The 12,792-nt window shown below is 64.8% G+C and carries 13 protein-coding genes; 8 read left to right on the top strand and 5 right to left on the bottom strand.

Features of this window, described 5'->3' with window-relative positions; translation table 11 throughout:
* Positions 1-48: 48 nt before the first annotated feature.
* Both AC0WRY_RS18425 and AC0WRY_RS18420 read left to right on the top strand, forming a co-directional pair.
* On the top strand, positions 49-768 hold the full coding sequence (locus AC0WRY_RS18425; RefSeq protein ID WP_194402233.1) for a haloacid dehalogenase type II: 720 nt from the start codon (positions 49-51) through the stop codon (positions 766-768).
* A 72-nt stretch (positions 769-840) separates the two neighbouring features.
* Complete coding sequence (locus tag AC0WRY_RS18420; protein WP_491120263.1) at positions 841-1,734, top strand: LysR family transcriptional regulator; 894 nt, start codon at positions 841-843, stop codon at positions 1,732-1,734.
* A 9-nt stretch (positions 1,735-1,743) separates the two neighbouring features.
* On the opposite strand, the gene AC0WRY_RS18415 is transcribed toward AC0WRY_RS18420, so the two are convergent.
* The 3 genes from AC0WRY_RS18415 to AC0WRY_RS18405 form a co-directional block, all read right to left on the bottom strand.
* Positions 1,744-1,902 (bottom strand): hypothetical protein, encoded by a 159-nt coding sequence (locus AC0WRY_RS18415; protein ID WP_194402231.1) that lies wholly within the window; start codon positions 1,900-1,902, stop codon positions 1,744-1,746.
* A 216-nt stretch (positions 1,903-2,118) separates the two neighbouring features.
* Positions 2,119-3,090 carry an MBL fold metallo-hydrolase gene (locus tag AC0WRY_RS18410; RefSeq protein ID WP_194402230.1) on the bottom strand — a complete coding sequence of 324 codons (972 nt, stop codon included), beginning with the start codon at positions 3,088-3,090 and terminating at the stop codon, positions 2,119-2,121.
* A gap of 225 nt (positions 3,091-3,315) precedes the next feature.
* Entirely contained in the window at positions 3,316-3,981 is a 666-nt protein-coding gene (locus AC0WRY_RS18405; RefSeq protein WP_194402229.1) for a GntR family transcriptional regulator, read from the bottom strand.
* 117 nt (positions 3,982-4,098) lie between these two features.
* Between AC0WRY_RS18405 and AC0WRY_RS18400 the strand changes: the two genes are divergently transcribed.
* The 6 genes from AC0WRY_RS18400 to AC0WRY_RS18375 all read left to right on the top strand — a co-directional run bounded on the left by AC0WRY_RS18400 (position 4,099) and on the right by AC0WRY_RS18375 (position 10,520).
* Complete coding sequence (locus tag AC0WRY_RS18400; protein WP_194402228.1) at positions 4,099-4,893, top strand: enoyl-CoA hydratase/isomerase family protein; 795 nt, start codon at positions 4,099-4,101, stop codon at positions 4,891-4,893.
* A gap of 9 nt (positions 4,894-4,902) precedes the next feature.
* Positions 4,903-6,156, top strand: a complete 1,254-nt coding sequence (locus AC0WRY_RS18395; RefSeq protein ID WP_194402227.1) for a CaiB/BaiF CoA transferase family protein — start codon at positions 4,903-4,905, stop codon at positions 6,154-6,156.
* Positions 6,157-6,222: 66 nt separating this feature from the next.
* Complete coding sequence (locus AC0WRY_RS18390) at positions 6,223-7,215, top strand: Bug family tripartite tricarboxylate transporter substrate binding protein (RefSeq protein WP_194402226.1); 993 nt, start codon at positions 6,223-6,225, stop codon at positions 7,213-7,215.
* A 265-nt stretch (positions 7,216-7,480) separates the two neighbouring features.
* Positions 7,481-7,963 carry a tripartite tricarboxylate transporter TctB family protein gene (locus AC0WRY_RS18385; RefSeq protein WP_194402225.1) on the top strand — a complete coding sequence of 161 codons (483 nt, stop codon included), beginning with the start codon at positions 7,481-7,483 and terminating at the stop codon, positions 7,961-7,963.
* An 11-nt stretch (positions 7,964-7,974) separates the two neighbouring features.
* Entirely contained in the window at positions 7,975-9,513 is a 1,539-nt protein-coding gene (locus AC0WRY_RS18380; RefSeq protein ID WP_194402224.1) for a tripartite tricarboxylate transporter permease, read from the top strand.
* Positions 9,510-10,520, top strand: a complete 1,011-nt coding sequence (locus tag AC0WRY_RS18375; protein WP_194402223.1) for a 4-hydroxythreonine-4-phosphate dehydrogenase PdxA — start codon at positions 9,510-9,512, stop codon at positions 10,518-10,520. The genes AC0WRY_RS18380 and AC0WRY_RS18375 overlap by 4 nt, the downstream gene beginning before the upstream one ends.
* 15 nt (positions 10,521-10,535) lie before the next feature.
* Here AC0WRY_RS18375 and AC0WRY_RS18370 read toward each other — a convergent pair whose 3' ends face one another.
* A complete protein-coding gene (locus tag AC0WRY_RS18370) occupies positions 10,536-11,279 on the bottom strand; it encodes an SDR family oxidoreductase (protein WP_491120262.1) in 744 nt (247 codons plus the stop codon).
* Positions 11,280-11,577: 298 nt separating this feature from the next.
* Positions 11,578-12,654 (bottom strand): methyl-accepting chemotaxis protein, encoded by a 1,077-nt coding sequence (locus tag AC0WRY_RS18365; RefSeq protein WP_194402221.1) that lies wholly within the window; start codon positions 12,652-12,654, stop codon positions 11,578-11,580.
* Positions 12,655-12,792: the final 138 nt, after the last annotated feature.

Genomic DNA, 12,792 nt, shown 5'->3' with positions numbered 1-12,792 from the left:
ATGCAGCGCATCGCCCCGGAATGACAAAAAGAACAATCAGGAAGCGCCATGTCCGATCTCTCCGCCGTCAAAGCCCTGGTCTTCGATGTGTTCGGTACGGTCGTGGACTGGCGCACCAGCCTGATCACCGACTTCATGTGGTGGAGCAAGCAGCGCGGCATCAGCGCCGACTGGACCGCCTTGGTCGACGGCTGGCGCGGCATGTACATGGCCTCGATGGACGACGTGCGCCAACATCCCGAGCGCGGCTATGTCATGCTCGATGATCTGCACCGCCGCTCGCTGGAGAAGCTGGTCGCGCAGTTCGCGATCAAGGGCCTCACCGAAGCCGATCTCGACTATCTCACCAAGGGCTGGCACCGCCTCAATCCCTGGCCGGACAGCGTCGCCGGCCTGACGCGGCTGAAGTCGAAATTCGTGATCTCGCCGCTCTCGAACGGCAACGTTGCGCTGCTCACCAACATGGCGAAGTTCGCTGGCCTGCCGTGGGACCTCATCATGTCGGCCGAGCTGTTCGAGCATTACAAGCCGGATCCCGAGACCTATCTCGGTGCCGCGCGTCTGCTTTGCCTCGATCCGGGCGAGGTGATGATGGTCGCCGCCCACAACGGCGATCTCGCGGCCGCGCAGAAGAACGGGCTGAAGACCGCGTTCGTGGCACGTCCGACGGAGTATGGTCCGCTTCAGAAGGTCGATTTCGAAGCGACCGGCAAATGGGACATCGTTGCCAAGGATTTTGGCGGGATCGCCGACAAGCTCGGTTGTTAGGTTTCAGGGCCGTCCGTTTGACATTGCTGAAGAGAGCGCCTTTCATATCGAAAAGATCGATGTGAGGGGGTCGTGGATACCGAGCTGGCGCGGACATTCCTGACCGTGGTTGCGACCGGCAATTTCATCACGGCCGCCGAGCGGCTTCACGTCAGCCAGTCCACCGTCAGCACGCGCATCCATTCCCTCGAAGAGCTGCTCGGCTGCACGCTGTTCGTTCGCAACAAGGCCGGTGCGGCGTTGACGGCGGCGGGCCGCCAGTTTCAGCGGCACGCCTCCACGCTGGTGCGCACTGTCGAACAGGCCCGGCACGACGTCGGAATCCCCAAAGGTTTTAGCGGCGCGCTCGTGGTCGGCGGGCGCATCGGCCTGTGGGAGGAATTCCTGCTGCTCTGGGTGCCGCGCATGCAGGAGGCCAATCCGCAGATCTCTATCCGCGCCGAAAGCGCGCTCGAGCCGGAGCTGATGCAAGGGCTGGTCGAAGGACGCATCGACATCGGCGTCATGTACACGCCGCAAAGTCGCCCCGGCCTCAAGGTCGAACTGCTGTTCGAGGAGCAGCTCGTGCTCGTCTCGACCAACCCGAGGAGCGGGCCGGAGCCGGAGAACGGCTACGTCTACGTCGATTGGGGCCCGGAGTTCTACGCCCGCCACAGCGCCGTCTTCCCGAATTTCGCAGGCCCCGCGCTGACGGCGAATATCGGTTGGCTCGGGCTGCGGCATGTCCTGGCCAACGGCGGTTCGGGCTACTTCGCGCAGCGGATCGTCGAGCCGCTGCTGAGGGCGCGGCGGCTGCACCTCGTTGGCGGCGCGCCGAAATTTTCGATGCCGGCCTATGTCGTCTACTCGGTCGACCAGCCGGACGCACACGTCTCGAGCGCGATCGCGACCATGCGTGACCTCGCGGCCGAGCAGGCCCGTCGCGCAACGGAAACTCCGCTGAACCGCGGGCGCAAGCGACGCTGAGGATCGGCTTTACGCGCCGGAGGGACTGTTGCTCGCGGCGGCGGCGGCGGCGATGTCGCCGGCGCGATAAACCGGCCTGATCGCCGCCATCGTCAGTGACAGCCGATGGGCGATCCAACGGAGCAGCAGTTGGGAGAATGACGTTTCGCTCTGTGACGTCGTGGTCATGGTCGCTCCTGGTGCGTGAGGCGTCTGCCGACGCGGCCGTTGCGGCCGGCCGGCGATGCCACGCGGCTTACGCTACGCAGGAGAATGGTTTTGACAAACGAATAATATGGACGGTTACAATCGGATTTATAGATATTACGAAAAGCGGAAATTGCGGCGCGACTTGATCAGACGGGTCCGGGCAGCGCATGCGCCGCCCGGACCTGGTGTGACGAGCTACAACGCCATCTTCATCGGTTCGGGATAGTAGTGGAAGCCTTCACCGGCCTTGGCGACATGGCCGTAGCCCGGCCAGGCGAAGTGATAGGACATCACCGGCGTCTTGTTGGCCGCCAGCATCGTCAGCAGTTTGACGCGCGACTCCGCCGCCTGCTTCGGATCGGTGTCGTACGAGAACTCCATCCGCGGCCGTTCGAGCAGCAGCACGGAATGGTGCGAGAGATCGCCGAGGAAAGCGAACGACTTGCCGGCCGACGACACCATGAAGATGGTGTGGCCGACGGTGTGGCCGGGCGCCGAGATCGCCTGCACGCCGGGCAGGAATTCCTCGCCGTCCTTGAAGAATTTGATCCGGTCGCGAACCGGCAGCAGGTTCTTGCGGGCGTGAACGACGAAGTCCTTGGCCGGGCTGCCGAGCTTGCCCTCGTCGGTCCAGAAGTCGAAATCGGTCTGGGAGATGTAGATCTGCGCGTTCGGGAACAGCGGCTTGTCGTTGGCATCGACGATGCCGCCGATGTGGTCGATATGGGCGTGTGAGCACACCACGGCATCGATGTCCTCCGGCTTGATGCCGGCCTCCATCATGCTCTTCTGCTGCCGCCCGGTGCTGGCGCCAAACATCTTCGACGAGCCCATGCCGGTGTCGAACAGGATGAGCTTGTCGCCGGTATTTACGATCGGCGAGTTCTGTTCGAGCACGACGTTGTCCGGCGACAGGAAATTGTCCGCCAGCATCTTCTTGACCTCTTCCTTGGGAACGCCGGTGAAGGTCCCGGAGGGGTCGCCGAGCGGCAGCGGTCCGTCGGACACGACGGTCACTTCGGCATCGCCGAGAACGAAGCGGTGCCAGTACGGCGTCTGGGTGCCGAGCTTGGGAGCCTTCGCCAACGCGCTGCTGCCGAGCATCGCGCTGGCACCAAGGCCGGCTCCAAGGGCAAGTAGGGATCGACGTGAGACATCGATTGTCATGCGTTTCCTCCGCTTTTGTCTTTTGTCTTGCGCGATTGTTCGCGCGTTGGGGCCGGCCTGAGCGGCGACGTGGCCGCGGGCCGGCAGAAAAGTATGCTGCGCCGGGGGCGACAAGCTAGCAAGTGGAATTAGTGCGCCAATTCGCGCGGAGCGGGAAGGGGCGGCCGAGCGGGAAGGTCGCGTGTGGACGCGCTGTGTGCGATCCAACGCATCGTGAATTGCGCCTTACGCAATTCTCAGCGCGAGTTCGCTTGCTTCCGTCTCGGCAAAGCCCGCCTGCAGCACCTCTTCGCGCTTGTGGCGCAGATGCGCACGCAGGATATGGGAGAGGCCGGCGCCGTCGCGCCTCTGCAGCGCATTCAGGATGGCCTCGTGCTCCTTCACGGCGAGGGCCCAGCGCTGCGGCGTCATCGGCGTGACATAACGCGCGCGGCGGATGCGCGCAGTCACGGATGTGTAAAGCCCCGCCAGCACGGGGTTTCCGGCTGCGCTGACGATGGCTTCGTGAATGGCGCGGTTGCCGCGGTAGTACTGGATCAGATCGCCGTCGCGATAATGCTGCACCATCTGTGCGTGCGCTGCGGCGATCGCGTCGATCTCGGCATCCGTGATGCGCTCGCAGGCGAGCTCGCCGGCGAGGGCCTCGAGGCCCTGGCAGACCTCGAACAGGTCGCGCATGTCCTTGTCGGTCAGCTTTGCCGCGCGCGAGCCGCGATGCGGCAAGAGCTGCACGAGGCCTTCGGCGGCGAGCACCTTGAGCGCCTCGCGCAGCGGTGTGCGCGAGATCCCGAGCCGCTCACACAGCTCGCGCTCGGGAATCCGGGCGCCCGGCGGGATTTCGCCGTCGAGCAGAATGGCGCGGATGCGTCCGACGACGTCTTCATGAAGCATGGCACCAGCGCTCCCTTTGAATTCAAAAATGCGGGAATCTGTCGAAATCTGCAAGTTCCAGCTTGCTTATCGCAGATTTTGCATTCAAAAATGTAAAAAACAAGAGGACATGAGGAAATGGACCTAGCTGCGGAGGCGGACGACCTCGTTTTTGAATGCAATGACGGCATCGGGCGGATCACCTTCAACCGCCCGCAGGCCCGTAACGCCTTCACCTTCGCCATGTATGAACGGCTCGCCGCGATCTGCGAGCAGGCGAACGGCGACCCCTCGATCAAGGTGCTGGTGCTGCGCGGGGCCGGCGACAAGGCGTTTGCCTCGGGCACCGACATCAACCAGTTCCGCGGGTTCAAGACGCCGCAGGACGCGATCGACTACGAGAACCGCATCGATCGGGTGCTGACCACGCTGGAAGCGTGCCGCGTGCCGACCATCGCGGCGATCAACGGCTTCTGCACGGGCGGTGGTGCGGGCATTGCCGCGGCCTGCGACCTGCGCATCGGCACGGCAAGCGCGAAGATCGGATTTCCGATCGCCCGGACGCTCGGCAATTGCCTGTCGATGTCCAATGTCAGCCGTCTCACCGCGCTGATTGGCGCCGCGCGCGTCAAGGACCTGATCTTCACCGCGCGCCTGGTCGATGCCGCGAAAGCCGCAACCGTCGGGCTGCTCGGCGAGGTCGTCGCGGATCTTGCCGCGCTGGACAAGCGGGCCGATGAGGTCGCGCGGCTGGTCGCCGGTCATGCGCCGCTGACGCTCAATGCGACCAAGCAGGCGGTCGCCCGCCTGCAGAGGCGGCTGACCCGGGACGAGGGCGAAGACCTCATCCTGATGTGCTACACGAGCCAGGATTTTCGCGAAGGGCTCGATGCTTTCCTCAACAAGCGCGCGCCGCAATGGCGCGGCCAATAGGACGCCCCGATGCCAGGTTCGCAATCTACCTCCCGCCGTTCAGGACCGCTTGCCGGGCTCAAGGTCGTCGATCTCACCCATGTCATGGCCGGCCCGACCTGCACCCTGATGCTCGCCGACATGGGCGCCGACGTCATCAAGATCGAGAAATCGCCGAACGGCGATGATACCCGCCACTCCGTACCGCCGAAGATCGGCGATGAGGCGGCCTCGTTCCTAATGATGAACCGCAACAAGCGCGGCATCGTGCTGGACCTCAAGACCGAGGGCGGCAAACAGGTACTGCGCCGGCTGATCGCGAATGCCGACGTGCTGGTCGAGAATTTCGCGCCCGGCGCCATGGAGCGCCTCGGCTTCGGTTACGAAGAGCTTCACAAGCAATATCCATCGCTGATCTATTGCTCGCTGTCGGGCTTCGGCCGCACCGGTCCCTACAAGCACCGCCGCGGCTTCGATCTCGTCGCGCAGGCCATGAGCGGCATCATGAGCTTTACGGGCGAACGCCCCGACGGTCCGCCCGTGAAATGCGGCCCGCCGCTGTCCGACATCACCGCCGGCCTGCTCGCGAGCATGGGCATTCTGGCGGCCTACACGCACCGCCTCAAGACCGGGGAGGGGCAGTGGGTCGAGACCTCGCTCTACGAGGCCGCGCTGGTGCAGACCTATTGGCAGTCCACTATCGCGCTCGCCGCAGGCACCGCGCCGCGCGCGATGGGCTCGGCGCATCCGCTCAACGCGCCGTATCAGGCGTTCGAGGCCTCGGACGGCTGGCTCGTGGTCGGCGGCGCCAACAAGAAGCACTGGCTATTGATGCTGGAAGCGCTCGGTGCGAGCGAGCTCGCCGCCGATCCGCGCTTCGTCAACGGCGCCGACCGCATGGCCAATCTCAAGGAGCTCGAGGCGGTCCTCAGCGAGCGCTTCCGCACCCGAACTCGGGCGCACTGGCTTGCCGCGCTGGACGAGAAGGGCGTGCCGTGCGGCCCCGTGCACGACATGCTGGAGGCGCTCAGTGATCCCCAGACGCTGGCGCGCGAGATGGTGGTCGAGGTCGAGCATTCCACGCTCGGTCCCGTGAAGACGATCGGGCTGCCCGTGAAGTTTTCGGAGACCCCAGGCAAAGTGCTGTCAGGCGCACCGGTCTATGGTGAGCACACGAGAGACGTGCTGGCCGAGCACGGGTTCGACCACAAGCAGATCGAAGCGCTCGCAAAAGAAGGCGCAATCGTCCTGGCCTCGGGAAGACAGGCGGAACGCGTCGCCTGATCGGACGTGAATACGACAAGGCCAAAGACAAAAATTAGAAAAGACAAAAATCAGCTGGAGGAAATCATGGGTCGGACGTCAATATTTCTGCTCTCCGCAGCCTTAACCGTGCTCGCCGGTACCATGCCCGCGCTCAGTGCCTGGCAACCGCAAAAGCCGATCGAGTTCGTGGCCACCGCCGGCCCCGGCGGCGGCACCGACAATCTCGCCCGCGCAGTGCAGAACATCATCACCAAGCACAAGCTGACGGAGCAGCCGATCGTCGTCGTCAACAAGGGCGGCGGTAGCGGTGCCGAAGGCTATGTCTACGGCAAGGCGTCGGCCGGCGATCCCTACAAGGTGATCTTCGGCACCTCCAATGCCTGGCAGCAGCCGCTCGTCTCCAAGGTCGCCTTCAATTACACCGATCTCACCCCGATCGCGGCGATGGCGCAGGACGAGTTTTTGCTCTGGGTCAAGCAGGACGCGCCATACAAGAATGCGGGCGATTACCTGAAGGCCGCCGCATCCGGCGAATTCAAGATGGGCGGCGCACAGTCCAAGGACACCGACGAGGTCTTGACGCGCATGATCGAGAAAGCCGGCAAGGTCAAGCTGACCTACATCCCCTTCAAGAGCGGCGCCGAGACCGCCGTGCAGCTCGCCGGCGGACATCTCGACTCCCACGTCAACAATCCCAGCGAGAGCCTCGGGCAATGGCGCGGCGGCACGCAGCGCCCGCTCTGTGTGTTCAGCCCGAAGCGGCTGCCGCAGGGCGCCAAGATCACGGCGACCGAAGGCTGGGGCGACGTTCCCACCTGCGTCGAGCAGGGCCTCGACATCAAGCAATATGAGCAGCCGCGCACCGTGTGGCTGCCCGGCAAGGTCACGCCGGACCAGGCCGCGTTCTATGTCGACCTCATGAAGAAGGTGCAGGCGACGCCGGAGTGGAAGGATTACATCGAGAAGACCTCCCAGGTCGACACCTTCCTGACCGGCGCCGAATTCGACAAGTTCATCAAGGAGGACCTCGAACACGTCAAGCAGGTCGCGGGCGAGCAGGGCTGGCTGGTGAAGTGAGACGGGGCGCCAGCTTGGATATGCGCCGGGCTTGCCCAACGCCTCCGCTGTCGTCCCTGCCTAGTGCGCAATTGCGCACGGAGGCGCAGGGACCCATACCGCGTGATCTCTCGATGTGCATTGATCGTCATACCGACTTGGCTTCGTATCTTCGTCAATCTGCTCCCGGGGTTATGGGTCCCTGCGTCCGCAGGGACGACACCGAGCGCTGGGAAACTGCTTGGGTCAGACTCGGCCACAATACGCCGCCGAAGCGGAGTCCTCCATGATCTCCCGCCGCGCGCTTGAACTTGCGACTGCCGTCCTCACCGGCGGCTTTGGTGTCGCTGTCGTGATCCAAAGCCTCGACAACGGCATCGGCTGGTCGAGCGCGGGCGTCGATGCCGGGACATTCCCGTTCCTGACGGGCATCATCATCGTGCTCGGCAGCCTCTACAATCTGGCACGGGGCGTGCTGCCGGTGGCATCCCTGGCCAATGTTCCGATCGCCATCACGCCGGTGGAGTTGCGCCGGCTTGCCGGCCTGTTCGTGCCGGCCGCGATCTTCGTCGCCGCGATTCCGCTCGCCGGGATGTACGTCGCCTCCGCGCTCTACGTCTTCACGGTGCTGGCCATCCCGCGCCACCAATCCGTGCCGCGTGCGCTGGCGATGGCGGGGGCAACGGCGCTCGCGCTCTATGTCGTGTTCGAGCGCATGTTCCAGGTCAGCCTCCCGCACGGCGCGCTCGCCGCCATGTTCGGGCTCTGACGGAGAAGTCGATGGATAATCTCGCGGAGCTCCTGCACGGCTTCAGCATCGCGGTCACCGTGCCGCATCTGGTGCTGATGGTCGTCGGCGTGCTGCTCGGCATTCTCGTCGGCGTGCTGCCGGGACTGGGTGCACCGAACGGCGTATCGCTGCTGTTGCCGCTGACCTTCGGCATGCAGCCGGTGTCGGCGATCATCCTGCTCTCCAGCATGTATTGGGGCGCGCTGTTCGGCGGCTCCGTGACCTCGATCCTGTTCAACATTCCGGGGGAGCCGTCGTCGGTCGCGACCACCTTCGACGGCTATCCGATGGCGCGGGACGGAAGGCCAACCACGGCGCTCGCGACCGCCTTCGGCTCGGCCGCATTCGGCGCCCTGATCGGCGTTGTCCTGATCACCTTCCTCGCGTCCTGGGTGGCGCAGGTCGCGCTCGCCTTCGGCCCGGCCGAATATTTCGCGGTCTATTTCCTGGCCTTTGCCAGCTTCGTCGGCATGGGCGGCGCGGCGCCGGTCAAGACGGTCGTGGCGCTCGCGATCGGCTTTGCCATCGCCGCGATCGGCATCGACACGGTGTCCGGCAGCGTGCGTCTCACCATGGGCGTCGACGAACTTGTCAAGGGCGTCAGCTTCGTCGTCGCGGTGATGGGCCTGTTCGGCATCGGCGAGCTCCTGGTCGCGGTCGAGGAAGAGTTTCATGCCCGCGCCGTGTCCTCGAAGATCGATTGGCGTGAAGTGTTCCGTGCGGTCGGCCGGCTGCCGCGCCACAGCGTAGCGCTGTTGCGCAGCGCTGCGATCGGCTGCTGGATGGGGATCACGCCGGGCGGCCCGACCGCGGCATCGTTCATGAGCTACGGCATTGCCCGCCGCTTCTCGCGTCGCGGCCGGTATTTCGGCACAGGGGAGGTTGAAGGCATCATCTCGCCGGAGACTGCCGATCATGCCGCCGGCACCAGCGCGCTGCTGCCGATGCTCTCGCTCGGCATTCCAGGCTCGGCGACCGCGGCGGTCATGATGGGCGGCCTGATGATCTGGGGCCTCAATCCCGGGCCGATGCTGTTCGTCGACCAGAAGGATTTCGTCTGGGGCCTGATCGCCTCGATGTATGTCGGCAACATCGTCGCCGTCGCGCTGGTGCTGCTCACCGTTCCGGTGTTCGCCGCCTTGATGCGGATTCCCTTCGTGGTGATCGCACCGCTGATCGTGATCATCTGCGTCGTCGGCGCCTATTCGGTGTCGAACTCCTATCTCGACGTCGTGATGATGCTGGGCTTCGGGATCGTCGGCTATCTCTTCAAGAAGCTGTTCTATCCGCTGGCACCGCTCGTGCTCGCCATCGTCATCGGCGACAAGGCCGAGGACGCGTTCCGGCAGTCGATGCTGATGTCCAAGGGATCCCTCGGCATCTTCTTTGCCAACAAGCTGGTGACATGCCTGATCGTGGCCGGCATCGCGCTTCTGCTGCTGCCGCTCGTGCTGCAGCTGGCGCGCCTTTGGCGCAAACCCGCATCCCCCGCCACTGAGGCGACGAGCCAGGAGAAAGTGATCATATGACCGCAAAGCCGCTGATTGCGCTGGCCATGGGAGATCCCGCCGGCATCAGCCCCGAGCTGACGGCCAGGCTGGTGGCGCAGGACGACATCCGCGCCCAAAGCCGGCTCGTCGTCATCGGCGACCGCCGCATCTTCGACGAGGGCGCGCGCGTTGCCGGCGTCAAGCCGGCTCTGTCGACGGTGGAGCCGGACGCCGATCTTCACGCGGCAGAGGGCGAAGCGCTGTTCGTCGATCTCGGCCATCTCGCTCCCCGCGAGGTCGAGCCGAAGACTGCCACTCTTGCCGGCGGCAAATTCGCACTGACCAATTACAAGCACGCGCTCGAGCTCGGCCGGGACGGCCGCGTCGACGCGGCCTGCTTCACCCCCTTCAACAAGCAGGCGATGCGGCTGGCGCGCGCCGACTACGACGACGAGATCGCTTTCTCCGCGGAGGTGGTCGGTCTCGAGACTCCCGCCAGCGAATTCAATGTGCTCGATCGTCTCTGGAACGCGCGGGTCACCTCCCATATCCCGCTGAGGGACGTCGCAGCCAAGCTGTCGAGCGAGCGCATTCATCGTGCGCTCAAGCTAACCGATGCCTGCATGCGCAACGCCGGCTTCGCGCGGCCGCGCATCGCGGTCGCCGGCCTCAATCCGCACGCCGGCGACGGCGGCAATTTCGGCCGCGAGGAGATCGACGTCATCGCGCCCGTCGTCGCAGCCGGGCAGGCCGAGGGCATTGCCGCGGAGGGACCGTTCCCCGCCGACACGGTGTTTCTGCGCGCCAAGAGCGGCGCCTTCGATGCGGTGCTGACGATGTATCACGACCAGGGCCAGATCGCGATGAAGCTGATGGGTTTCGATCGCGGTGTGACCATGCTCGGCGGCTTTCCATTCCCGATCTGCACGCCCGCGCACGGCACCGCCTACGACATCGCCGGGCAGGGCATTGCTTCGATCGGCGCCAGCCGTGCCGCGGTGCTGCTCGCGGCTGAGATGGCAACGGCTGGAAAGCGCCGGGGTTGAACGACAGCAGGGCTGTCAGAGGCTCGCAAGCCACGCCGCCAGCGGCGTCTTCCCCAGCCGCGCCTCGCCGAGCGGGTTCAGCGATGTATCGTCGATAGGGCCGCCGTAATAGGGCGCCTTCGGGTCTCCGATCACTGTCCGGGGGTCGCCGGACGCCTTCAGGCGGCGCGCGATGAATTCATTGAAAGGGGCCTTCTCGGGCCCTGCGATGTCGATCGTGCCGTTGAGCGGCTTGTCCGTTGCGACCTCCGCGAGGCGAGCTGCGACGTCGTCCGCGGCGATCGGTTGAAACAATGCCGAGGGAACGACGATCTTGCCGTCAATCGCACCCATTTCGGCAATGGCGCCGAGGAATTCGAAGAACTGGGTGGCGCGCACGATCGAGTAGGGGACCCGGGCCGACTTGATGATCGTCTCCTGGGCGAGCTTGGCCCGGAAATAGGCGTTGTCGGGCGACCGCTCCGTCCCGACGATCGACAGGGCCACGTGGTGCTTCACGGCCGCGGCAGCCTCCGTCGCGACGAGGTTCTTGCTCGAACGCTCGAAGAATTCGAGCACGGCGGCGGGCTCCCAGGACGGCGCGTTGGCGACGTCGACGACGACATCCGCGCCCGCCAATGCCGCAGCGAGGCCTTCGCCGGTCACGGCATTCACGCCTGATTTCGGTGAGGCTGCCACAGCCTCGTGGCCTTGCTGCTTGAGCCGCGCCACGAGCTTGGATCCGATCAATCCGGTTCCCCCGATCACGACAATCTTCATGAAAGATCTCCAGGGCATAGGACGACGTGAGCACTCACGGTCCGTCGATCAGCGTGATGCTGCGCACAGCCTATCCGAGCAATAAGGCGAGCTTTTGCCTGGGAGCGGCCTGCCTCGCGATGGCGTTGCGGGAATGGTCATGCCCGATGCCATAAACGCCGCTGTTTTGACGCCGCCGTCTTGCCCGACGCGTCAAAGCGTTCTTGTGAGGTATTTTGGCCAGCGGAAAACGTCAATGAAAACAACCCCAGCCTACTGTGCATGGGGTTGTTTTCGCGTTTTTGAATCGAGCGGCGCCTCAGGCCCCGCAGATGATCACGCCGTACCAGCCGAGCCCCCGATAGGTCTCGTAGCCCGGCGTCGCATGGAAGGCGACCAGCGAGCCGCCGCGGTCGTGATAGACGCCGGAGCGCTGGCCGTTCAGGGAGATCGAGATGCGCTCGCTGAGGATGCCCTGTCCGTCGGACGCCGCGATGACGCGCAGATTCGAATCGACCAGCAGCACGCGGGCCTTGTCGCTGTCGCCGACGCGGACGCCCTGGACGATGGCGCGGGCCTGCGGCTCCCAGTCGAAATGGATGGCGAGCACGCCGATCGGGGCGCCATTGGCCTGGCCGCCGGCGCGGACGCTGGCGCAATAGGTCGCGACCTGCGCGTTGCCGAGCAGCGGCTGGTTCTCGACGTCGCCGGCAACGTAGTCGTCACCGGAGCGCAAGGTTCGCGCCTCGCGAAACCATTTGGTGTGGGCGACGTTCTGGCCGACGACGCGGAAGCGGTCGGCCCGGCCGTTGGCGATGACGTTGCCGTCGAGGTCGCAGAGCCAGAGGTCGAGATAAACCGTGTAGGCCCCGAGGATCACGCCGAGGCGCTGCGAGGTATGCGAGACGGCTGCAGCGCCGGGGGAGGCCGCGCAATCGACCACGGCGGAATCGGTCGCCCACCAGCGCACGTCGCAGGTGCGTTCATAGAGGTTGCGGTCGATCAGCTCGATGGCGTTCAGCGACAGATCCATCATGCGCTCGCCGCGCGATCGCTGGCTCATCTGCTCGATCGAGGAGACGAGGTCGCCCGTCCGTTTCGTTAGCTGTGTCTCGAGCTCGCGTGCGATGGTCTCGACCTGCTGGCCGACGCCGCGCACCTCCTGCGCCACCACGGCAAAGCCCGCGCCTTGCGCGCCGGCGCGCGAGCTCTCGATCAGCGCGTTCAGCGCCAGCATCTTCATCTGGTTGGTGATCTGCTGGATCGATTTGGTCTTGTCGACCGCGATCTGGTTGACCTCCGCGGTGAGGCGGTTGATCAGCGCGGAGATGTCGGAATCGTCGTCAGCGGGTTCGGTGGCGAGCGGCTTGGCTTTCAGACCCAGCGCAGCAGACATCGGGGATTTCCCTTGGCAATGAGGTCTGATCTGCAACGAACCCGGAACTAGAAATTACAGATCGAATACAAGTCTTTTTCGAAGATTCCGCCTAACGCCTGCTTAATTTGCTGTTTTGCGGACTGCTCAAATGATAGT

It is taken from the genome of Bradyrhizobium sp. T-12, from assembly GCF_058314695.1.
The sequence above is the reverse complement of the archived record's forward strand: the minus strand, read 5'-3'. Positions and strand labels throughout refer to the sequence as shown.